At 33.7% G+C, this 24368-nt stretch carries 21 protein-coding genes and 1 tRNA gene; 11 read left to right on the forward strand and 11 right to left on the reverse strand.

Translation table 11 applies throughout. The features are described 5' to 3' along the window. Positions 1-7 precede the first annotated feature (7 nt). Together ACJAZK_RS10905 and mutS are read right to left on the reverse strand one after the other, a co-directional pair. Positions 8-79, reverse strand: a tRNA-Gly gene (locus tag ACJAZK_RS10905). 102 nt (positions 80-181) lie between these two features. Then, positions 182-2830 carry a DNA mismatch repair protein MutS gene (gene mutS, locus ACJAZK_RS10910; protein WP_415223992.1) on the reverse strand — a complete coding sequence of 883 codons (2649 nt, stop codon included), beginning with the start codon at positions 2828-2830 and terminating at the stop codon, positions 182-184. A 202-nt stretch (positions 2831-3032) separates the two neighbouring features. On the opposite strand from mutS, the gene ACJAZK_RS10915 reads away from it, so the two are divergent. Next, complete coding sequence (locus tag ACJAZK_RS10915) at positions 3033-3563, forward strand: RNA methyltransferase (RefSeq protein WP_415223993.1); 531 nt, start codon at positions 3033-3035, stop codon at positions 3561-3563. A 220-nt stretch (positions 3564-3783) separates the two neighbouring features. On the opposite strand, the gene folK is transcribed toward ACJAZK_RS10915, so the two are convergent. After that, positions 3784-4923, reverse strand: coding sequence for a 2-amino-4-hydroxy-6-hydroxymethyldihydropteridine diphosphokinase (folK, locus tag ACJAZK_RS10920; RefSeq protein WP_415223994.1), 1140 nt, complete (start codon positions 4921-4923; stop codon positions 3784-3786). Between the two features lie 71 nt (positions 4924-4994). Between folK and ACJAZK_RS10925 the strand changes: the two genes are divergently transcribed. The 4 genes from ACJAZK_RS10925 to rpsU all read left to right on the forward strand — a co-directional run bounded on the left by ACJAZK_RS10925 (position 4995) and on the right by rpsU (position 9780). Further along, the gene (locus ACJAZK_RS10925) at positions 4995-5699 is read left to right on the forward strand and encodes a queuosine precursor transporter (protein WP_415223995.1); all 705 of its coding nucleotides are present in this window, start codon (positions 4995-4997) and stop codon (positions 5697-5699) included. 225 nt (positions 5700-5924) lie between these two features. Continuing rightward, entirely contained in the window at positions 5925-8552 is a 2628-nt protein-coding gene (locus ACJAZK_RS10930) for an AsmA-like C-terminal region-containing protein (protein WP_415223996.1), read from the forward strand. Positions 8553-8693: 141 nt separating this feature from the next. Next, the gene (locus ACJAZK_RS10935; RefSeq protein ID WP_028873182.1) at positions 8694-9557 is read left to right on the forward strand and encodes an RNA polymerase sigma factor RpoD/SigA; all 864 of its coding nucleotides are present in this window, start codon (positions 8694-8696) and stop codon (positions 9555-9557) included. Positions 9558-9585: 28 nt separating this feature from the next. Beyond that, on the forward strand, positions 9586-9780 hold the full coding sequence (gene rpsU, locus ACJAZK_RS10940; RefSeq protein ID WP_028873183.1) for a 30S ribosomal protein S21: 195 nt from the start codon (positions 9586-9588) through the stop codon (positions 9778-9780). A 343-nt stretch (positions 9781-10123) separates the two neighbouring features. Here the strand turns inward: rpsU and ACJAZK_RS10945 are convergent, their stop codons facing one another. Further along, entirely contained in the window at positions 10124-10357 is a 234-nt protein-coding gene (locus ACJAZK_RS10945; protein WP_415223997.1) for a hypothetical protein, read from the reverse strand. Between the two features lie 75 nt (positions 10358-10432). Beyond that, a complete protein-coding gene (locus tag ACJAZK_RS10950; RefSeq protein ID WP_415223998.1) occupies positions 10433-11227 on the reverse strand; it encodes a DUF2797 domain-containing protein in 795 nt (264 codons plus the stop codon). A gap of 43 nt (positions 11228-11270) precedes the next feature. Between ACJAZK_RS10950 and ACJAZK_RS10955 the strand changes: the two genes are divergently transcribed. Continuing rightward, positions 11271-12791: a GH3 auxin-responsive promoter family protein gene (locus ACJAZK_RS10955; protein WP_415223999.1), complete on the forward strand. Its 1521-nt coding sequence runs from the start codon at positions 11271-11273 to the stop codon at positions 12789-12791. A gap of 383 nt (positions 12792-13174) precedes the next feature. Here ACJAZK_RS10955 and clpX read toward each other — a convergent pair whose 3' ends face one another. From clpX to ACJAZK_RS10985, 6 genes are all read right to left on the reverse strand, one after another. Then, the gene (gene clpX / locus ACJAZK_RS10960; RefSeq protein ID WP_415224000.1) at positions 13175-14410 is read right to left on the reverse strand and encodes an ATP-dependent Clp protease ATP-binding subunit ClpX; all 1236 of its coding nucleotides are present in this window, start codon (positions 14408-14410) and stop codon (positions 13175-13177) included. Positions 14411-14461: 51 nt separating this feature from the next. Beyond that, a complete protein-coding gene (gene clpP, locus ACJAZK_RS10965) occupies positions 14462-15136 on the reverse strand; it encodes an ATP-dependent Clp endopeptidase proteolytic subunit ClpP (RefSeq protein WP_415224001.1) in 675 nt (224 codons plus the stop codon). A gap of 89 nt (positions 15137-15225) precedes the next feature. Then, the gene (gene tig, locus ACJAZK_RS10970; RefSeq protein ID WP_415224002.1) at positions 15226-16548 is read right to left on the reverse strand and encodes a trigger factor; all 1323 of its coding nucleotides are present in this window, start codon (positions 16546-16548) and stop codon (positions 15226-15228) included. Positions 16549-16627: 79 nt separating this feature from the next. After that, entirely contained in the window at positions 16628-16975 is a 348-nt protein-coding gene (locus ACJAZK_RS10975; RefSeq protein WP_415224003.1) for a phage holin family protein, read from the reverse strand. 19 nt (positions 16976-16994) lie between these two features. Beyond that, positions 16995-17768 (reverse strand): alpha/beta fold hydrolase, encoded by a 774-nt coding sequence (locus ACJAZK_RS10980; RefSeq protein ID WP_415224004.1) that lies wholly within the window; start codon positions 17766-17768, stop codon positions 16995-16997. A gap of 61 nt (positions 17769-17829) precedes the next feature. Further along, positions 17830-18543 carry a pyridoxine 5'-phosphate synthase gene (locus tag ACJAZK_RS10985; RefSeq protein WP_415224005.1) on the reverse strand — a complete coding sequence of 238 codons (714 nt, stop codon included), beginning with the start codon at positions 18541-18543 and terminating at the stop codon, positions 17830-17832. Between the two features lie 90 nt (positions 18544-18633). Between ACJAZK_RS10985 and ACJAZK_RS10990 the strand changes: the two genes are divergently transcribed. The 5 genes from ACJAZK_RS10990 (at position 18634) to bamA (ending at position 24265) form a co-directional block, all read left to right on the forward strand. Beyond that, positions 18634-19290, forward strand: a complete 657-nt coding sequence (locus ACJAZK_RS10990) for a CBS domain-containing protein (protein ID WP_415224006.1) — start codon at positions 18634-18636, stop codon at positions 19288-19290. A 2-nt stretch (positions 19291-19292) separates the two neighbouring features. After that, positions 19293-20168: an NAD kinase gene (locus ACJAZK_RS10995; protein ID WP_415224007.1), complete on the forward strand. Its 876-nt coding sequence runs from the start codon at positions 19293-19295 to the stop codon at positions 20166-20168. A 109-nt stretch (positions 20169-20277) separates the two neighbouring features. Next, positions 20278-20967, forward strand: a complete 690-nt coding sequence (locus ACJAZK_RS11000) for a DUF6089 family protein (protein WP_415224008.1) — start codon at positions 20278-20280, stop codon at positions 20965-20967. Further along, positions 20968-21708, forward strand: coding sequence for an isoprenyl transferase (locus ACJAZK_RS11005; protein WP_415224009.1), 741 nt, complete (start codon positions 20968-20970; stop codon positions 21706-21708). It begins immediately after the preceding gene. Beyond that, the gene (gene bamA, locus ACJAZK_RS11010) at positions 21680-24265 is read left to right on the forward strand and encodes an outer membrane protein assembly factor BamA (RefSeq protein ID WP_415224010.1); all 2586 of its coding nucleotides are present in this window, start codon (positions 21680-21682) and stop codon (positions 24263-24265) included. The genes ACJAZK_RS11005 and bamA overlap by 29 nt, the downstream gene beginning before the upstream one ends. Positions 24266-24368 lie beyond the last annotated feature (103 nt).

Consider the following 24368-nt stretch of genomic DNA (forward strand, 5'->3'; position numbering starts at 1 on the left):
GGTTTAGAGCGAAAGACGGGATTTGAACCCGCGACCCCCACCTTGGCAAGGTGATGCTCTACCCCTGAGCTACTTTCGCATTATAGCAATTATTTAAATGAACGTTTCGTGTAATTGCGAGGGCAAATTTAAGCCTTTTCTTATAAAAGCAAAGCCTTTTAATAGAAAAAAATAACTTTTTTTATGCACGCTTCTTTTTCAACAACATACGTTTAATTTCATTGAGTTTCATAAGGGCTTCAACAGGTGTTAATGTGTCAATATCAATATTGACAATCTCTTCTTTTATCTGTTCTAACAAGGGATCGTCAAGATTAAAGAAACTTAACTGCATCTCATTATTTAAGGTTTTTACCTTATCCGTCAATTCTTCAGTAGCATGCGATTTTTCTAACTGAACTAATATTTTATTAGCGCGATGAATCACTTGCTGAGGCATTCCTGCCATTTTAGCAACATGGATTCCAAAAGAGTGGTTACTGCCACCTGGTACTAATTTCCGAAGGAATAATACATTGTTTTTTAATTCCTTCACTGAAACATTGAAGTTTTTGATACGATCAAACGTCTCAGACATTTCATTAAGCTCATGATAATGCGTTGCAAACAATGTTTTTGCTTTGCTAGGATGCTCATGTAAATACTCACTAATAGCCCAAGCTATAGAAATCCCATCGTAAGTACTTGTCCCGCGACCAATTTCATCAAGCAACACTAAACTACGATCTGAAATATTATTCAAAATAGAAGCCGTTTCATTCATCTCAACCATGAACGTAGATTCTCCCATAGAGATATTATCACTGGCGCCTACTCTGGTAAAAATCTTATCGGTTAATCCAATGGTTGCAACTTCTGCAGGAACAAAACTTCCCATTTGTGCTAATAACACAATTAATGCTGTTTGTCTTAAAATAGCAGACTTACCAGACATGTTTGGTCCAGTAATCATAATGATTTGCTGTTTTACTCTATCTAAATAGACATCGTTAGCAATGTAAGGCTCGCCATGAGGCAGTTGTTTTTCTATGACTGGATGTCTTCCGTTTTTGATATCGAGCTCATATCCTTCAGTTAAGATTGGTCTGGTATAATTATTTTCAATAGCGAGTTGTGCAAAACCAGTTAAACAATCTAATTGTGCTATTAATGCTGAATTTTTTTGAACTGGCTGAATAAAATTAATAATCCAGCTCACCAACTCAGCGAATAACTGTTGCTCAATTAATAAAATACGCTCCTCTGCTCCAAGAATTTTTGTTTCGTATTCTTTAAGTTCTTCTGTTATATAACGCTCTGCACTTACGAGTGTTTGCTTTCTAATCCACTCTTCGGGCACTTTATCTTTATGCGTGTGGCGCACTTCTATATAATAACCATACACATTATTGGACGCTATTTTAAGAGACGTTATCCCTGTGCTTTCGCATTCACGCTCTAGCATTTTATCCAAGTAACTTTTTCCGGAAGCCGAGAGCCCTCTCAGTTCCTCTAATTCCGAAGAAAAATCAGATGAGATCGTATTCCCTTTTAAGATATTTACTGGAGCCTCTTCATTTAAAGTGGCTTTGATTCGGTTACGCAATTCTTCACACGAATCCATTTGCTCGCCTAACTGTTGTAAGGCTTTATTTTTGGTCATGAGTGCTAATGCTTTTATTGGTACAATCGCTTCCAAAGCATTCTTTAATTGAATGACCTCACGAGGTGAAATCTTTACCGTAGCTACTTTAGAAATCAATCGCTCAATATCTCCTATTTGTTTTAATTGCTGCTGAAATTTACCCAACATCACAGCATCGCTTTTCACATACTCAACGACATCATGACGTTGGTTAATTTGCGACATAGTAACGAGTGGCAATGCCAACCAACGTTTGAGTAATCGCCCACCCATTGGTGAAATCGTTTTATCAATAACATCAATAAGCGTCACTGCGTTTTGATTATAAGATTGATATAGCTCTAAATTTTTAATCGTAAAACGATCCATCCAAACATGCTCACCTTTTGTTAAGCGCTGTATAGATGTGATATGTTGTAATTTATGATGTTGTGTTTCTCCTAAATAATGTAAGATCGCTCCAGATGCCACAATACCTTCGTACAAATCTTCAATCCCAAAACCTTTTAAGGACTTCGTATTAAATTGCTTTAACAACGTTTCATTAGCATAATCCTCTTGAAACACCCAATCTTCCAAATAAAAGGCATGAAAATCACTACCAAAGGCTTCATTATACTTTTTACGGTTTGGTTTTGACACCAGTACTTCACTTGGTCTAAAGTTTTGAAGGAGCTTATCTACGTATTCGCTATTGCCTTGCGATATAAAATACTCTCCTGTTGAGACATCTAAAAAAGACACGCCAACACTATTAAAAATCGCACCATTGGATTGCGATGCAGAACTTGTCGACGGAAAATAAATGGCAGCTAAAAAGTTATTGGTTTTAGAATGTAGAATATCATCATTAAGAGCTACACCTGGTGTCACTAACTCAGTAACTCCGCGTTTAACGATGTTTTTAGTCAGTTTTGGATCTTCCAATTGATCACAAATCGCGACTCGCTCTCCAGCTTTGACTAATTTTGGCAAATAGGTATTCAAAGAGTGATGCGGAAAACCAGCCAATTCAATTTCACTCTCGCTTCCTGCACTTCGTTTGGTTAAAATAATATCTAAAATCTTAGATGCTTTTATGGCGTCTGATCCAAAGGTTTCATAGAAATCACCCACTCTAAATAACAACAAAGCATCAGGATATTTCACCTTGATGGCATTGTACTGCTTCATTAGCGGCGTTACTTTTTTTACTTTTTTTGCCAATAGACCTCTCTTTTTAAAATTGTATTTTTACTTCTGAAATTTTCCAAACCGTAAGAATGCTAAAGTACTTATATTTTGATGTTTTCTGAAATGTGAAACCTAGAAGTTATCTACAATTACAGGTAGATTTTAACAATATAAGATTCCCCTTTTTACGGGAACTATAAATTAAAAGAGATAACCGCTTTCGCGGAAACTAAAGATGAGAAAACTAAAAAACAGCGAACTCGATAGATTAAATGTGGATGAATTTAAAGAAGCCTCTAAAACACCTATCATTATTATTCTTGATAATATTAGAAGCTTAAATAACATTGGCTCTGTATTTAGAACTAGTGATGCCTTTTTAGTTGAAAAAATTTATCTCTGCGGTATTACCGCGACTCCTCCGCATAACGATATTAGAAAAACAGCGCTAGGAAGTACCGAAACTGTAGATTGGGAATATGTCGAACATACGCTTGATATTGTCGATACACTAAAATCTAAAAACATAAAAATCATGTCTATTGAACAAGCAGAAAGCGCAACGATGCTCAACGAATTTCAACCAGAACCTAATCAAAAATACGCCTTGGTTTTTGGCAATGAAGTTAAAGGTGTGGCTCAAGATGTGGTCGATGCGAGTGATGTTGTTATTGAAATCCCACAGTTTGGAACGAAGCATTCGCTTAATATTTCTGTGAGTTGTGGTGTTGTGGTTTGGGATTTATTTTCTAAGATAACTATCTAAAAAAATGTACTTAACTATCATTCCCCTCATGATACGGAATCCACTTTAATTGCAATTAATTATGGATTCCTGCCTTCGCAGGAATGGGAGTACTGAATTAAATAAAAGCTATTGATATCATTCAGAGCAAAGCGAAGACTCTTTTGCTTTAATAAAAATGAGATTCTTCAGTCATGCTTCCTTCTAAATGACAGAAATGCAATCTTCGATCTTTCATCTTCTAACTTCTTTCCTCCCCACATATCTCGCCCAAAACCCACAAATAATCCGCACGATTATTCACGAAGTCTCTATCTGAAATATCAATGATTTTAACATTAAGCTCACTTTGGTTTTTTAAAAAGTCTAGATATCCTGAGTTGATTTTATCTAAATATTCGTCGTCTATGTTTTGCTCGTAATCACGTCCGCGTTTTTTAATATTTTCTTGGAGTCGCTGTGTGTTTTGGTATAAATAGACATACAAATCTGGTTTAGCAATGTCTTTATACATCAAATAGAAAAGTTTACGGTAGAGTTTAAACTCATCTTCTGGCAAGGTGATTTTTGAGAAAATCAACGATTTATAAATATCATAATCGCTCACCATAAAATCCTTAAATAAGTCTAACTGTGATAAATCATCACTAATTTGTTGATAACGATCTGCAAGAAATGACATTTCTAAAGTAAAAGCGTAGCGCTGCGGCTCTGCATAGAATTTTGGCAAAAAGGCATTATCTGCAAAACGCTCGAGAATGAGTTTTGCATTAAAATCTGATGATATTTTATTTACCAGACTTGTTTTTCCTGCACCAATATTACCTTCAATAGCGATATAATTATATGTTGAGAAATCAAATTGCTTTGTTGGATTCTTCAACCACATATTAATGGCTTCTACATCACTTTCATCTTCGCAGGATTCTAAAAGTTCTGCAACAGTTTTTTCGAGTTGCGGATGTTTCAGTTTTGAAGCAATATCACACAATGGTTTAAGAACAAACTTACGTTTTGGCAGCTGAAGATGTGGTATGTTTAAATTTTTAGACGCAATAATATCGCAATCAAATAATAGGATATCTAAATCTATGGTACGAGACTCGTAACCTTCGATTTGTTTAAGCTCTCGACCTAATCGTTTTTCTATGTTTTGAAGTTTAACTAAGACATCTTCCGCAGAACACTTAGATTCTATATATATACAGGTATTTAAAAAATCATCCCCTTCAAACCCAAAAGCAGGTGTATTATATACCTTAGCGATGGCGTTTATCTTGCCAATTTCCATAAAAACAGAATCTACAGCGTCTTGCAGATATTTTAATCTGTCGCCTTTATTGCTCCCAAGAGCGATGTAAACATGGTGGATAGAATTCATATTGAATCATCAAATTAATGAAAACAAAATGGTATTAACGTATATTTGCATCACCTTTTTATTCACAATTTATGACCATAAAAGATAAACTTGCTGCTCAAAAAATATATTTGTTTCTTGCTGCACTGTTTATCACGTCTTTGGTGGTTTCCAATTTGATTTTTCAAAAGTTTTTTTATTGGTATCCAATGGATATAGAAATTTTTGGTTCTAAGCTTTTTGAAATTTCAGTAGGGATTTTGCCCTATCCAATTACGTTTCTTATTACAGATTTAATTAGTGAAATTTATGGCAAAAAACGAGCCAATCAAGTTGTCATTGCCGGAATCTTTGCTTCGGTCTTTTCACTGCTTATTATCTGGGTAGCAGACAGTATGCCTGCAATCCCTAATTCTCCAATCCAAAACTCACTGTTTACCAAAGTTTTTGGAAACTCAGTCCTTGCGGTTTTTGCCAGTATGAGCGCCTATTTATTTGCTCAATTTATTGATATCCAAGTGTATCATTTCTGGAAAAAACGGACAAAAGGAAGACACCTATGGCTTAGAAATAATTTCTCAACTTGGTTTTCTCAATTTATAGATACACTTTCTATAATTTTCTTATTGTGTTCTTTTGAAATCATCCCTTGGGAAAGTTTTAAAGGTTTATTGATTAGCGGTTTTATATTTAAAGTACTCGTCGCTTTTCTAGATACGCCCTTTTTATACCTCGGCGTATACTTGTTTAGAAAACGGTTTAATTTAAAAATTAATGAAGAAATAAATTTAATATAACACACTAACAATCAACTTAAATGGGTTAAAGTTTTATTAAACTTTTGCATTAATTCGTCTTAAACTCTATTCTGCACGTATATAAAATACTAAACTTAAAATTTTCTGCGGAAACGGAACCGAAAACACAAGATAGATGACACGAGTACGTTAAAAACTTATCCTTAAAGACAATGACTAATAACGAACAGCATATGACCATCGAAAAATAACAGATATAAATACATGAAAAAAGCATTCAAAATAATTGGCATTACATTTTTAATAATCCTGGCTTTACTCGTCGCAATTCCTTTCGCATTTCAAGGTCAAATCAAGGATATGGTTAAGAGTTTAATGAACGAAAATCTCAACGCTAAAGTGGAGTTTAGTGATGTTAGTTTGAGTTTTATTAGCAGTTTCCCACAAGCTCATGTCTCGGTAGAAGATTTGGTGATTACCAATTATCAGCCATTTGAGGGTCAAACATTTGTTACTGCAAAAAATATTGCATTTGATATGTCTATAAAAGAGTTATTTAAAAATGCTAGTGAAGATCCAATTATCATTAACTCTATTTCTATTAATGAGGCGCTATTAATTTTAAAAACTGACGCTCTAGGGAATAACAATTATGACATTACTAAAGAAAAAGAGAATGCTCAAGCAACTTCAGATTCTTCACCTGGATTTGCGTTTGATATTAAAGATTATACGGTTAGCAAGAGTGCATTGACATATATCGACGAGAAATCCAATACCCAAATGTATATTACCGAACTCAATCATTCTGGTAATGGGACGTTTTCTGGAGAAGAATTACAACTCAACACCCAAACCACAGCAAACGTAAGCATGAGCATTGACCGCACTCAGTATCTCAATCAAAATAAAATTAAATTGGATGCACTTATCGGGATGAATCTCAAGGAGCAGAAGTATACGTTTATGGAAAACAAAGCGTATATCAACCAATTACCGCTTGTTTTTAATGGTTATGTCCAAATAATTGAAGGTGGTCAAGATATTGATATCACGTTTGAAAACCCAGAATCATCGTTTAAAGATTTCCTAGCTGTGATTCCAGAATCGTATTCAAAAAACATTGAAAACGTAGAAACTTCGGGTGATTTCAAGGTTAAAGGTATTGTGAAAGGGAGAATTTCCGAAGAAACAATCCCTACCTTGGATATTAATATATCATCAAATAATGCGTCGTTTAAATATCCAGACTTACCAAAGCGTGTGCGCAATATTAACATTAATACGTCTATTAAAAATACGACTGGAAACGTTGATGACACCTTTGTAGATATTAAAACACTCAACTTTAAAATTGATGATGATGTATTCAAATCTAGTGTTGTAATTAGTAATCTAGCGAAAAATATGCTGATCAACGCCAATATTGATGGCACTTTAAATCTCGCTAATTTAAGCAAAGCCTACCCTATTGATTTTGATAAGGAATTAAGCGGAATTCTAAAAGCAAAGCTCAATACATCATTTGACATGAATGCGATTGATACCAATGCTTATGAACGCATAAAGAATACCGGAAGCGTGAATTTGAGTAATTTTACATTCTCTTCGGAAGATATTGTGAACCCAATTCAAATCAATAAAGCAGATATGACATTTAATTCCGAAAATGTATCTCTCAATAGTTTTGATGCCAAAACAGGAACAAGTGATTTTACTGCTACAGGAACTATAAAAAATATTCTTGGGTTTCTATTAAGTGATAATAAATTACAAGGAAATTTCAATCTAAACTCTAATAATTTAGTAGTGAGTGATTTTATGGTTGAAGATAAAACAGCAACTGAAGGTTCTAATAAAACAACCTCAGTTTCTCAATCGATGAAAATACCCGATTTTCTAGATTGTACTATTAATGCTAAGGCAAATACAGTTATATATGATAACCTAACGTTAAAAAATGTTGATGGCACGTTAGTAATTAAAGATCAAGAAGCCAATTTAAAAAATCTATCGTCTAATTTATTTAATGGTGTTTTAGCATTAACAGGAAAAGTGTCTACAAAAACAGATACTCCCGTTTTTGACCTTAATATAGGAGCAGATGGTTTTGATATTGCACAATCATTTCAAAGCTTAGATTTGCTACAAAACTTAGCACCCATTGCTAAAGTACTACAAGGAAAACTCAATACGGTTATTAAGCTTCAAGGTACTTTGGGAAGTGATTTTACACCTAATTTAAATACGGTTTCTGGTGATGCGTTTGCAGAATTGCTAACTACAAATATTAATCAGAATGAAGCCTCTATCCTAAATAAGCTCGATGGAGCTCTAGACTTTATAGATTTTAGCCAATTAAACCTAAAAGATTTAAAAGCCAAATTAGACTTCTCTAATGGACAGGTGAATGTCCAACCATTTGATCTTACATATAAAGATATCAATATTGTTGTTTCAGGAGGACATGGTTTTGATAAGACCATGAATTACAATGCAGTTTTTCAAGTACCTGCTAAATATTTAGGTAGTGAGATAAATAGACTAATTGGCAAGCTCAATGATCCTGAGATTAGTAAAATAACGATTCCTGTAACTGCAAATATTACTGGAAGCTATACGAGTCCTAAAGTACAGACAGATTTAACAAGTGGAGTATCGCACCTAACAAAGCAACTCATTGAAATTGAAAAGCAAAAATTATTAGATAAGGGTAAAGATTTATTGGGAGGACTTCTAGGTGGTTCAAAAAAAGGAAACACTAAGGACTCCACCACCGTAAAAAGAGACACCCTAAAAACCAACACGACAAACACAGTAACGGAAGGAGTAAAAAACATATTAGGAGGATTACTAAAAAGAAAGAAGCAAGACAGCATCCAAAAACAGTGATTTTAGGGGTTAAATGTTAAAGAATACTTAAAAAATCGCTGTTTGCAATAAATTTTGGTAAAGAAGCAGTCTTTTATTTGCTTTTGTCAGAATAAAAGTTACATTAGACTCTTGCAAACTTTTTAAAACAATATAGAATATATGAGGCAATTAAAAATCACCAAGCAAGTTACCAATCGTGAATCGAAATCCCTAGATAAGTATTTACAAGACATTAGTAAGCTACCAATGATTACAGCTGAAGAAGAGGTTGAATTGGCTCAGCGTATTCGAGAGGGAGATCAAGTAGCCCTTGACAAACTCACGACAGCTAACTTACGTTTCGTGGTATCTGTTGCAAAACAATATCAAAACCAAGGACTTACACTTCCAGATTTAATTAATGAAGGAAATGCAGGACTTGTTAAAGCAGCAAAGCGTTTTGATGAAACTAGAGGTTTTAAATTTATCTCTTATGCAGTTTGGTGGATTAGGCAAGCAATTTTACAAGCTTTAGCCGAACAATCTCGAATAGTTAGATTACCTTTGAACAAAATTGGTTCTATAAACAAAATCAACAAAGCATTTTCGTTTTTAGAGCAAACGCATCAAAGACCTCCTAGTGCTCAAGAAATTGCGCAAGAATTGGATATGACGGTTTCAGAAGTGAAGCAATCTTTAAAGAATTCTGGGAGACATTTATCAATGGATGCACCTTTAAAAGAAGGTGAAACATCAAGTTTATATGATGTTGTCAAATCTGGTGAATCACCAAATCCTGACTTTCAATTGATGAAAGAGTCTTTAAATGTTGAAATCAACAGAGCATTAGACACCTTATCACAAAAAGAAAGTGATGTGATTCGTTTAAACTTTGGATTAAGTGATGAACCACCAATGACACTAGATGAAATTGGAGCCACTTTTGATTTAACAAGAGAGCGTGTAAGACAAATTAGAGAAAAAGGAATCAAGCGTTTACGCCAGGATTCTAAAAGTAAAATATTAAAAACGTATTTAGGATAGTCTTAAATAAATAACCACAAGTATTACAATGATTAAAATTTTAGTAAAAGAAGGAGAAAGCATTGAACGTGCTTTAAAACGTTACAAAAGAAAACACCGTAACGTAAAGACGATGCAAAACATTCGTGAGAACCAATTTTTCACAAAGCCATCGGTAAAAAGAAGACGTGAAATTCAAAAAGCTGGATATATCCAGAATATGAGAGATCAAGAAGACATCTAATAGTCTTTTGCTTTATAACATAAATTAAAAGGTGCATCTAAAATAGATGCGCCTTTTGTTGTTTTCTATTCTTTCATGTAGCTTTCAAAAATAACTTATTGCCAAAGTTCCTTTTGACATGAAAAGACAGTTAGAATTTAAATTAGTACACGTTGCAAACTAGCGACAGCGAGAGTTAAAAAGTCTAGGTCGCATAAAAAAATCATCCAATCAAAAATTAGAGATATAAACAGTACACTTTCTAGCCTATTTTCTTACTTAACTGCAACAACAACACATCTCTAATACAAACTTTTTAGCCATACTACATAACAAGTCAATACCAACTAATATTGAAAAAGTATTACCTATAATTCTCATACTCACCAATAGGATGATCTTCATAAAAATCATCAAAAGTTTTCGTCGTAGGGTAATTATCCTTTAAAACCTTATAAATCATAATTAGAAGAAATACTTGACCGATGAAAGTCAGATAAAGCACCCAATTAAGTGGCATATTTAGACTTACTAAAACGGTTACTAAAACTAAGAGAAATATGGTTAGCGCCACAGAGAACATAACAAGAATTTTCATGACGCTTTTTTTAATTACAAGATGCTAAATAACAAATATTTAAAAAACTTAACACTTATAAAATGATGTAAATAGTTATGTGATAGAAAACCTGACCACCAAACCTTCATTACTTCGCACATTAAAAACTCTTTCATCTTCAAAAATGAGGTATTGACCTTTAATCCCAACGAGCTTACCAGTATAACTTTGGTCCTTCTCAATGTTTAGACTTTTAGGCTTTTCAGGATATTTATTGACAGGAAATATAATATTCGTTTCTTTATTAGAAGCAATAAAGTAGTCTAAAGCTTCTTCGGGAATATAGCCTTTTAAACGATCTCTCCATTCTGTTAAACTTTCATCCTCAATATCGTTCTTCAGCATTTTACGCCAATTAGTTTTATCTGCAACGTAATTTTTTAATGCGACTTCTGTAATTCCGGCAAGATAACGATTAGGGGCCTCTACAATTTCAATGGCTTCATGAGCTCCTTGATCTATCCATCGGGTAGGCACTTGCCCTTTTCTGGTAACACCAACTTTAACATTACTAGAATTGGCCAAATACACAATATGTGGCTTCAACTGCACTTTCTTTTCATATTCTAAATCACGATCTTCTATATCTAAATGTGCGGTGCTAAGTTCTGGTCTCATAATCCAATCGCCAGCTTGAGGAATATCGAAAAAATCGTCTTTACAGAAGCCTTGACGATAAATAGGCTTATCTAATCCGCATTTTAAACACTGGTGTTTTACGAACTCGATTGTGATGGTTTTATCTAGTAACTGATTCATATTCAGGAAATCATTTTCTAAGATCAAATAATATTGAACAGGCTCAGCAAACTCCGTTTGCATCTTTGTTAAAACACCTTGGTAAAACATATAAAAAAAAGTATTATTTTTAGACCAGAAAGATAAAACAAAAATGCCGATTCCGTTAGTAAATTCTATTGCTTCATGGTTTTTAAAAAAGCGATTTCATCAAATTGAATTGTTTTTAAAATACCCAAATGAAGTCCAGAACGAATTACTTTTTCAACTCCTAGCAACTGCAAAGGATACTGAAATTGGTAGAAAGCATGAATTCAGTACCATTACCAATTACAAAACCTTTTCTGAGCGTGTCCCTATTTCTAGTTATGAAGAGTATCAAAATGTGATAGAACGTTCTCGCCAAGGCGAACACAATATCTTTTGGCCAAATCCAATAAAATGGTTCGCAAAGTCTAGCGGAACAACAAATGCTAAAAGTAAATTTATACCAGTAAGCACAGAGTCTTTAGAAGATTGCCACTATGCAGCAAGTAAAGATTTACTATGTATGTATCTTAACAATAATCAAGACTCACAATTATTCACAGGTAAAAGTTTACGCTTAGGAGGAAGCAAAGAACTCTACAAAGAAAATGGGACAGCCTTTGGAGACTTGTCTGCTATTTTAATTGACAACATGCCATTTTGGGCTGAGTATAGCAGTACGCCCAGTAGCAAAGTATCCCTAATGAGTGATTGGGAACATAAAATGCAAGCCATTGTTGAAGAGACCCGAGATGAAAATGTCACCAGTTTAGCCGGAGTTCCTTCATGGATGCTTGTTTTACTTAATAATGTATTGGATGCTACAGGAAAAGATAGCTTGTTTGATATCTGGCCAAATCTAGAAGTTTATTTTCATGGTGGTGTCAGTTTTGTACCCTATATAGATCAATACAATGCGATTTTACCAAAATCTGATTTTAGGTACTATGAAATTTATAATGCTTCGGAAGGTTTTTTTGCCATCCAAGACCAAAACAGCAGCAGTGAATTATTACTTATGCTGGACTATGGTATCTTTTATGAGTTTATCCCAATGGATACATACGGAACTTTAGAGCAAAGAGTAATCCCACTAAGCGATGTTAAAGTCGGCAAAAATTACGCAGTGATAATTACGACTAACGCAGGACTTTGGCGTTATAAAATTGGAGACACTATTAGGTTTACCTCTATTAGCCCCTATCGCATTAAAGTATCTGGTCGCACTAAACACCATATTAACGCCTTTGGTGAGGAGTTAATTATTGAAAATGCCGAAGATGCCCTTAGAATAGTTTGTAATTGCACACAATCTGAAATTGTAGATTATACTGCCGCTCCTATTTTTATGAAAGGCAGAGAGAAAGGATCACACGAATGGCTAATAGAATTCAAAACACCTCCAAACGATATCAAAGCTTTTAATGAATTATTAGATACTACACTCAAATCACTAAATTCAGATTATGAAGCGAAGCGTTTTAATAATATGACTTTAAATATGCCAACAGTTCATATTGCTAGAGAACGCTTATTCTATGATTGGCTAAAGCATCACGACAAGCTAGGAGGACAACACAAAATACCAAGGCTATCTAATAGCAGAGAATATATTAATGAATTATTACAATTGAATACGGTGTTATAATTTTTTCTACAATGAAGTAACGATTGCTAATCCTCTTGAAGATTGGCTTAGATTATAAGTTTCTGCAGACAGAAGATAACGATTTATATAATAAATCCGACAAACAACAAGGTGTTTTCCCTCACAACGAGAATAAACTAACATTCATCCAAAAGTGGTTAAAACCATTTTTTTTATGAAACTAATGCACTTATATTTACGAAGTCTTATCCATATAAGCACACTTGATCGCTCATCATAAGACTCAAAATAGACACAAATAATTCAAAATATTGTTAAGCAATATTAGTTATTAAATCCAATAAAAAAACCACTCTCGGGAAAAGAGTGGTTTCTTTTTGCTTAGAACTTATCTAAACTTTTTTTTATTTTAAACAAAAAAATTAAGACACAGCTTTTAACTTTTTAATTGTTGATTTAGACAATTTTCGCTCGGCATAAGTTCTTGTTACATTCAATTTATCATCATTGTTGCTCGGCATTTCAAACATAGCATCTGTTAAAATCTCCTCACAAAGTGAACGCAAACCTCTTGCTCCTAACTTGTACTCAATGGCCTTAGTTACAATAAAATCTAGGGCACCTTCTGTTATAGTCATCTCTACGTCATCCATAGAAAAGAGTTTTTTGTATTGCTTAATTATAGCATTCTTAGGCTCGGTTAGAATTGCTCTCAATGTATCAGCATCTAAAGGGTCCATGTAGGTTAACACAGGAAGACGACCAATGATTTCTGGTATCAATCCAAAATCTTTTAAATCTTTTGGTATGATATACTGCAACAAATTATCTGCATCTGGTATTTCATCATCGTTAGACGCTGCTTTATAACCAATGGCTGCCATATTTAAACGTTTAGAAATCTTTTTATCGATACCATCAAACGCTCCTCCAGCAATAAATAAAATATGCTCTGTATTAACTTCTATAAATTTTTGGTCTGGATGTTTTCGTCCACCTTTTGGTGGTACGTTAACAACCGTTCCTTCCAATAGTTTCAATAAGGCTTGTTGCACGCCTTCACCAGAGACATCTCTAGTAATCGAAGGGTTATCACTCTTACGGGCAATTTTATCAATCTCGTCAATAAAAACGATTCCTTTTTCGGCCTTTTCTAAATTGTAATCTGCAGCCTGCAGTAAACGCGTTAAAATACTTTCTACATCTTCTCCTACATATCCTGCTTCCGTCAATACTGTTGCATCAACAATAGCGAGTGGCACATTTAACATCCTAGCGACTGTTTTTGCCATTAAGGTTTTACCTGTACCTGTCTCACCGACCATAATAATATTTGATTTTTGAATTTCAATATCATCCTCACTTGGTGGTTGCAATAAACGTTTGTAGTGGTTATAAACTGCAACAGACATTACTCTTTTTGTGTATTCTTGACCAATAATGTATTCATCAAGAAACGATTTTATCTGCTGTGGTTTTTTAAGCATTAATTCTGAAGATAATTCTTCATTACCAGACTGCTTAGATTCTTCTATAACAATACCATGCGCTTGTTCTATACAACGATCACAAATGTGAGCGTCTAAACCTGCTATTAATAAACTGGTTTCGGGCTTTTTCCTTCCACAAAACGAACATTCTAATTCTTCCTTTGCCATACATCATTTTAAAACTTAATATTTCCGAAGAAAAATTAAGCGTATTTAATTTTATCCTCTTGATAGTACTTCGTCTATCATACCATACTCCTTAGCTTTATCTGCTTTCATCCAATAATCACGATCACTATCCTCATAGATTTTGTCGTAATCCTGTCCTGAATGCTTACTAATAATATTGTACAATTCTTCTTTAAGGATTAAGATTTCACGCGCTGTAATCTCAATATCACTTGCCTGACCTTGAGCTCCTCCTAAAGGTTGGTGAATCATCACACGGGAATGTGTTAGTCCACTGCGTTTTCCTTTTTCTCCTGCACATAATAATACTGCTCCCATAGAAGCTGCCATTCCTGTACAAATCGTTGCGACATCTGGCTTAATTAATTGCATTGTATCATAGATACCTAAACCAGCATACACACTTCCTCCGGGAGAGTTAATATAAATTTGAATGTCCTTAGAGGCATCTGCACTTTCTAAAAACAGCAGTTGTGCTTGTATAATATTTGCAATTTGATCATTAATTGCTGTGCCCATGAAAATAATACGATCCATCATTAAACGTGAGAATACATCTAGTTGAGAAATATTTAACTGACGTTCTTCAATAATGTATGGTGTCATATTGGTAGGGTACATGCTACTCACAATTTTATTGTAATACATGCTGCTTATCCCTTGGTCTTTTATTGCGAATTTTTCAAATTCTTTTCCGTAATCCATATCTCTTTTTCTGAAATTTTATTGTGAAACAAAAAAGCGTAAAACTTATACAGTTCTACGCTCAAATATACTAATTATATATATAATTTTTAGCTGTAGAACTCTTTTACGAAATCATCGTAAGTTATTTCTTTTGTCTTTAAGTTAGCCTCTGTTTTGTATAGGCTTAACAGTTTAGCACTCATTAATTGTTCTGACAAACGCTTCACTTCATCTTTATTAGATAAAATTCTTGCTGCAATGCCATCTAATTCTTCGTCACTAGAATTCATTTGACCAAATTGTGCCATTTGCACTTTAATCATTTCTTTAGCATGAACTTGTAAATCTTCAAATTTAACTTGTAAATCATGCTTCTCTATTAATTTACCTTCAATTAATTGGTAACGCATACTTTTTTCTGATTTTTCATACTCTTCCTTAGCTTGATCAGCATCCATTTCTGTCTCACCTGCCGTTCGCATCCATTTTTGTAAGAATGACGATGGTAAGTCAAATTTTGTGTTTTCTACTAAATTTTCTGTAACATCATTTAATAGTTTTTGATCGCCTTGCTGTAAAAATTGCTTTTCAGAATCTTCTTTGATCTTATCTTTCAATTCTTTTACTGATGTCACTGTATCTTTACCAAAGAGTTTATCAAATAACTCTTGATCTAAATCTGCTAATTCTCTTGTGTTGATTTCACTAATTGTAAAACTAACTTCTATATCTAAACCATGTGCATCATCATGAGATACTTTTAAAAAATTTATTACATCATAATCATCATTAAATAACTTCTTCGTTTTTAATGACACGACATCACCAACTTTCACCCCTATAAATTGCTTCTCTGTTGCTTTACCTTTGAATTTATCTAAGGTAATCATAGTAGCGTTATTAATTGCTTTCTCTTCATTTTCAAAAACCCCTGTTATCTCTGAATCTTTAGAGACTTCCGTTTGTGAAATTATTTTACCATATTGTTTTCTAATATTTACGATTTGATCATCAATCATTTTTTTATCGGCTACGATATTGTAATGTGTGATGGCCTTTTTACTTTTTAAATTCACTTCAAAATTAGGTGCTAAACCCAATTCAAATTCAAAAGAAAAATTATCTGATCCCCAATCTAAATCATCTTGAGGTTTTGGCAACGGGTTACCTAAAACATCTAATTTCTCTTCAGTTAAATATTTACCTAAAGCATCTTGTAAAAGTTTATTAACCTCATCTACTAGTACCGCTTTTCCATATTGCTTTTTTACCATAGTCATTGGAACATGCCCTTTTCTAAAACCAGGTATGTTGGCAGTTTTGCGGTAATCTGTTAATATTTTCTCTACTTGATCACTATAATCTTCTTTAGCGATATCTACTTTTACAACTGCATTTAATGCATCGATGTTTTCTCTTGTGACGTTCATTTTAAATCATATCAAAATTGGGCTGCAAAAATACGTATTTTTTTGCAACTCAACAATTGTTTAACTGCTGTATATCAGACTATTTTTTCTTATCCTCCAAAAGGGAATACGCAATAGATTGAAAGATGGATAATAAAATACTAAACAGTAAGGCTATCCAGAAACCATTAACTCCAAAACCATCAATAAAATTATCTGCTAACATAATTATACATGCATTGATAACGAATAAAAACAATCCCAATGTCATAATCGTAATTGGAATCGTTAAAACAACAAGCATAGGTTTCACAATAAAGTTAAGTAGTCCTAATACAATGGCGACAATAAGTGCAGCGACAAAACCGGTCACTTCTACACCTGGCAGAAAATGCGCTAATAGCATAACAATTCCTGCAGTAACGATAAGTCTGATTAATAAGTTCACATCTATAACATTTAATTGATTATCCTTTTAAGGTAATAAATTTAATCACAGCCTCATAAAAATCTGTTGGGTTTTCGGCATGCAACCAATGTCCTGCATTACTTATGGTTTCTATTTCTGCAAGCGGAAAGTGTTGCTTTATGAGTTTTTCATCTCCTACCATCACATATTCACTTCTATCACCTCGCAAAAACAAGGTGGGTTTTTCAAATTTTGAATGGATAGGCAAGGCTTCTCCAACTTCAGAAACATGCTCTTTTAAAACCTCAAGATTCATACGTAATGCAAGCTGCCCTTTTTCTATCCAGTATAAATTTTTAAGCAAGAACATTCGCGTTCCTTGTTCTTGAACGTATTTTGATAATTGCTGATCTGCTTCTCCTCTACTTTTTACTTCAGAAAAATCTAAATCAGATAATCCCTCTAAAATAGAATCATGATGGACTGGGTAAAAACGCGGACTAATATCTGCTACCAACAATTTAGATACCATTTCCGGATATTCTGTAGCGAAAAGCATTGCTGTTTTTCCACCCATGGAATGACCTAAAAGGATGATATCTTCTAAATTATGCTCGTCACAATAGGTTTTTAAATCTTCTACTAACACTTCATAACTAAAGTCGGTATCGTGGAAACTTCTGCCATGATTGCGTTGATCTACAAGATGCATTTCACAACCTGCTTCACTAAATTTGTTCCCCAATGTTTTCCAATTGTCGCTCATGCCTAGAAATCCGTGGAGAATGATGAAGGGTTGACCTTGTCCTATGATTTTTGAGTGTAGTTTCATTTTTTTCTTTTTCAATAATGAGATTTCTCACATATGTTCGAAATGACAACAAAACATTTAATTATTTTAGTCGTTGCAAATACATCTGCACCACATTTTCTATCCCTAGATATAAACTTTCTGAAATCAAAGCATGACCAATAGATACTTCTAATAATCCAGGAATATTTTCTTTAAAAAACTTAATATTATCTAAGGATAAGTCATGCCCTGCATTAACACCAATACCTAAATCGTTTGATAATTCTGCAGCTTTAGTAAACGGTTTAATTGCTTTTTCATTTCCTAAACTGTATTGATGAGCAAAACTTTCGGTATATAGTTCTATACGGTCTGCTCCTATGATTTTTGCACCTTCTATCATTTCTAAAACGGGATCTACAAATATTGAGGTACGTATTCCGTGAGATTTAAACTCGGTTATAACTTCAGTCAAGAAACCCTTGTGTTTTATAGTGTCCCAACCAGCATTTGAGGTTAAAGCATCAACAGCATCTGGCACCAAAGTTACTTGTGTTGGTTTAACCTCTAAGACCAAGTCCATAAATGATTTCACAGGGTTTCCTTCTACATTAAACTCTGTATAAACTTCTAATTTTAAATCTTGCGTATCTTGATAACGAATATGTCTCTCATCTGGCCTAGGATGAACCGTAATACCTTGTGCTCCAAAACGCTGCATATCTCTAGCAAATTGAACCACGTTTGGCGTGTTACCACCTCTAGAATTTCTTAACGTAGCAATCTTATTAATATTTACACTTAACTTAGTCATATATTCATAATTTACAGATACAAAAATACAAACAACTTCATGCTTATTGTGGTTATTTTTAATTAATTTGCAATAGAATTAAATAAGAATATGCCACTACAAGAATACATTATAAACGATATAAAACCGCTCAATATTAACGAGAGGGTTAGCGATGCTCAACTCCTATTTAATGAGTTGACATATTCTCATATTCCCGTAGAAAAAGACGGCGTCTATCAAGGCTGTATTTCAGAAAATGACGCACATTGCTTTGATTCAAATAAAACTATTGCTGACTGCAATTATTCTATAGAAGGCTTTTTCGTTAGACCAGAAACTAATTGGCTTGACGTCCTTGAAACTTTTGCCCAAAACTCATGCAACATTATGCCGGTTCTTGACAAGCATAATAATTATTTAGGATACTATGAACTTGGTGATATTATTGGGCTGTTTAATGAAACGCCTTTTTTTGCCGAACCTGGCGGCATTTTAATCGTAGAGAAAGGTATTCACGATTATTCTTTCAGTGAAATTAGTCAGATAGTAGAATCTAATGACGCCAAAATATTAGGTGCTTTTGTATCTAAAATGGACAAAGACTTGATACAAATTACCCTAAAAATTGGCAATGCAGGACTTAACGATGTCGCACAAACATTTAGACGTTATAGCTACAATATCATTTCTGGCCATGAAGAGGACACATACATAGAAAATTTAAAGGAACGATCTGAGTATCTCAAAAAATATTTAGACATATAATTATGAAGGTAGCCGTTTACAGTCTCTATTATCCAGAAAAAACTTCAGAGTGTTTTGATGAACTCATTGGTGTTCTTCAGAAAAACAAGGTTGATATTCATATTGAAGCTAAGTTTTATGAACAACTTGTTTCCGAAGTAAAAAAAACGAAAACTATCCAGACGTTTTCAGAATTAGACGAAAGTTTTGATCTCCTTATAAGTGTTGGTGGTGATGGTACTATTTTGAGAGCCATTACCTTTGTAAGAGATTTTTCTATCCCAATTGTTGGAATAAACACGGGACGATTAGGTTTTTTAGCAACGATTCAAACCAATAAAATTGAAACTGCGATTGAACACATTTTACATGGTCATTATAAAATATCTGAACGTACCTTATTAAGGGTTGAGACCTATCCAAAAAATGATGCTTTAGCCGAAACTAACTTTGCACTTAATGAGATTGCCGTAAGCAGAAAAAATACGACGTCGATGATTACCGTAGAAACACATCTCAATGATGAGTATTTAACTTCTTATTGGGCTGACGGACTTATAGCGTCTACACCAACAGGATCTACAGGCTACTCCTTGAGTTGCGGCGGACCCGTAATAACGCCAGATGCTAACAGTTTTGTATTAACGCCTATTGCTCCTCATAATCTAAATGCAAGACCATTGGTGATTCCAGATGACACAACAATACAATTAAGAGTTGATGGTCGTGAAAACCAATATTTGATGTCTTTAGATTCTAGAATTGTAACCTTATCCAATGCAACAGTGATAACGATCAAAAAAGCAAATTTTAAAATAAAAATGGTAGAACTCCTTAATGAAAGCTTTATTGACACCTTAAGACAAAAAATGCTTTGGGGTGAAGACAAACGTAACTAAGTATTAGTCACGCAATAAAACCTTATATATTCTGTTTTTAGAAAGACTATTTGCCACAAATCACCAAAGGCAATTCAGAATTATTATATTTGCGAACTTTTAAAAATTTATGAGGTATTTAATCTTATTTTTATTGAGTCTATTTTTATCACAGACAAGCTACTCACAAATCTATGAGGTTGGAGTCTTTGCTGGTGGAAGTAATTTTATTGGTGACGTAGGTTCCACATCTTATATTGCACCAAATGCACCTGCATTAGGAGTGATTTTAAAATGGAATAGAAGCCGAAGACACTCTTGGAGAGTATCACTAATTTACTCAGATCTAGTAGGTGAAGACATTAAGTCTGACGACCCTAGACGACTAGAACGAAATTATACTTTTGATAGTAATCTACTAGAAATCTCAGCAGGAATGGAATATACCTTTTGGGATTTTGATTTACATACAAGTGGTATAAAAGCAGTACCCTATATGTACTCGGGAATAACGACCGCGAAGCATACGAATTACTATTTTGACGCTACAGGCAATTATACTTCTGAAGGCACAGAAAGTTGGGCTTTTGGTATACCAATGGCTTTGGGAATTAAATCCAATATTACTAAGCATTTAATTTTAGGATTTGAAGTTGGTGCACGATATACATTTTCAGATGAATTGGATGGTAGCGTGGCAGATTCTCAAGAATTAGAAGTATTTTCCTTTGGGAACACTAACAGTAATGACTGGTATGTCTTCTCAGGCTTTACATTAACGTATACATTTGGTCAACGACCTTGTTATTGCAACTTTTAGATGAACTTGAAAGACCAAATACAAATCGATAAATTACCAGAACATGTAGCTATCATAATGGATGGCAACGGTCGCTGGGCAAAACAACAGGGGTTACTTAGAGTTATTGGTCACGAAAGCGGAACAAAGTCTGTAAGAAATATCGTTGAAGCTAGTGCTGAAATTGGTATCAAATACTTAACACTTTATGCGTTTTCTACAGAAAACTGGAAACGTCCAAAACTAGAAGTTCAAACACTTATGAAACTTTTAGTCAAATCTTTAAAAAAAGAAATTAAAACACTTCAAGACAATAACATAAAGTTATCTGCCATTGGAAATCTTAACGATTTACCAAAAAAAGCTCATAAAGAATTATTAGAGGTTATTGAAAAAACAAAAGATAACAAGCATATGACCTTAACTTTAGCGCTTAGCTATGGTTCGAGAGAAGAGATTGTCAACGTTATTAAGGAATTAACGAATAAAGTTAAAAATAATATAATTTCTATTGAAAGTATTGACGAATCAATTATTAATAAGCATCTTTACACGCAAAACTTACCAGATGTTGACTTGTTAATTAGAACGAGTGGTGAACAAAGGATAAGCAACTTTTTGCTCTGGCAAATTGCTTATGCTGAATTATATTTTACAGACATTCTTTGGCCTGATTTTAAGAAGAAGGACCTTTATGAAGCTTTGATTAATTATCAAAATAGAGAACGACGATTTGGAAAAACAAGTGAACAACTTAGCTAACAACTTACTTTTGAAAACATTTATTAAGTCACTACTTACAGTATTTATATTTATTACATCTTTTGTAGTAACTGCGCAACAATCAGATTTTAATCAAGGTAAAAAATACATCTTAGAAGAGGTCACAGTTACTGGTAATACTAATTTCAACCCTTCTACAGTTATCTCTTTTTCAAGACTAAAAATCGGAGAAGAAATTGTTATTCCGGGAGAACAAATTAGTAATGCTATAAAAAAACTTTGGGACTCTAACTTATTTAGTAGTATTGACGTTTATCTTGCTAAAACAGATGGTGAGAAAGCATACTTAGAAATTAATCTTGTTGACCTACCCGAGTTAAATGAAATCACTATTAAAGGTGTTAAAAAAGGTAAAATTGATGGTTTAATTATAGAAAATGATCTTTCTAAAGGTACCAAAGTAACAGAGAACTTAGTAACTACTACACGTAATTATATTTCTAATAAATACAAAAAACAAGGATTCTTAAATGCTAAGACAGTAGTAACAACGAAGGAACTAAGCACAGATTCAATTGAAAAAGCAAGAGTAGATATGCTTGTTTTTATTGACAGAGGGCAAAAAGTAAAAATTGCTGACATCAGTTTTAATGGTAACGACAAGGTTTCTGACAAAAAACTCAGGAAATCAATGAAGAATACTAAGCAGAAAAATCTATTTCGTATTCTTAAGCGTTCAAAATATATTAAAGAGGATTATAAGGAGGATTTGGTAAGCCTTATTGATACCTATAAAGAAAACGGTTACCGTGATGCTCGAATTATTGGAGATTCTATCGTTTACCAAAATGATAAGACTATAAGCTTATTAATTGATTTGGAAGAAGGTGAACAATACAAATTTGGTAAAATTAAATTTGTAGGTAATGCTGTGTTTACTGATCAACAGCTCCAATCAATTTTAAAAATCCAAGAAGGTTCTACTTATAACGGTGTTGAGTTGCGTAAGCGTATTGCTGACGACTCTAAACCTGATGCTGTAGATATTACTAACTTATATCAAGATAATGGTTATTTATTCTCTACTATAAACCCAGTAGAAACTAGTGCTGAGGGAAATATTATTGATATGGAGATTAGAATTTCCGAAGGAAAACCAGCATATTTCAATAATGTAAGCGTTAGTGGGAATGACAAAACAAATGACCATGTTGTTTACAGAGAACTAAGGACAAAGCCAGGAACACTATATCGTAAAAGTGATGTTATTAGAACCATTAGAGAGCTCGGCCAACTAGGATTCTTTGACGCCCAGCAATTAACACCTAATATGAAAAACTTCAATACACAGGATGGCACTGTTGATATTGACTACGAAGTTGTAGAACGTGGATCTAGCCAGATTGAATTACAAGGTGGTTACGGTGGAGGAGGTTTCATTGGAACTTTAGGATTATCATTTAACAACTTTGCTATAAAAGATCTTTTTAATAAAGAGGCTTATAAGCCTATTCCATCTGGTGATGGACAAAGTTTAGCGCTTCGTTTACAAGCGTCTCAATTTTTTCAAACTTACAGCTTTTCATTCTCTGAACCTTGGTTAGGAGGCAAACGACCTGTACAATTATCAACATCTATTTCACATACAAGACAGTTTTTATTTGACCCTCAAACCAGACGAGCAGATAAGAACAGACGGTTTAATATTACAGGTGTATCTGTAGGTATTGCTAAACGTTTAAAAGTACCTGATGATTATTTTACATTATCTCAAGCAATAGGTTTTCAACACTACAACCTGAAAAACTATAACACGGGTCTATTTACATTTGGAGATGGGTATTCAAATAATCTATCCTATACAATAGGATTATCTAGAAATAATTTATCTGTAGATCCAATATATCCAACAGGAGGATCTAGTTTTGCCATTACTGGTAAACTATCATTACCGTACTCGTTATTTAATGATGTCGATTATGAAAGCCTAAAAAATGAAAGAGATGCACTTGATCCTACAAATGCAGATGATTTAACTAGGATTGGTGAAATTGATCAAGAGCGCTTTAATTGGTTAGAATTCTATAAAGTAAAATTAAAAGGAGATTGGTACACGAGAATCTGGGATAAATTAGTTGTTAAGTCTGGATTAGAATTTGGTTTCCTTGGTGCTTATAACCAAGATAGAGGTGTTATCCCATTTGAGCGTTTCTTCCTTGGAGGTGACGGTTTAGGTAACTTTGCATTAGATGGTAGAGAAATTATTCAACTGCGTGGATACCCAAATCAAGCATTATCTTCTCAAGATGGTGGTTCGATTTACAATAAATTCTCAATGGAGTTACGTTACCCTATTACGTTAGGAGCACAAGCTAAAATTTATGGTTTAGCTTTCGCAGAAGCAGGTGCTTCATTTGATAACTTTAGAGATTATGATCCTTTTAATCTTAATCGATCTGCAGGTTTTGGACTTAGAATCTTTATGCCAGCTTTTGGCTTATTAGGTATTGACTTTGGTTATGGATTTGACGCTCTACCAGGACAAACTCAAAGGAACGGTCAGGAAATCCACTTCATTATTGGACAGCAATTTTAATCTTGGCATGATATTTTCTATGAACAATATGACGATTTAATGTGTGTGTTAAAATTTTTCTAAATATATTTCGTTAATTTGAAAAACTAAACGCAATGACAGA

Origin of the sequence: Psychroserpens sp., assembly GCF_047633235.1 — a bacterium.
In the GTDB taxonomy this organism is placed as follows: domain Bacteria; phylum Bacteroidota; class Bacteroidia; order Flavobacteriales; family Flavobacteriaceae; genus Psychroserpens.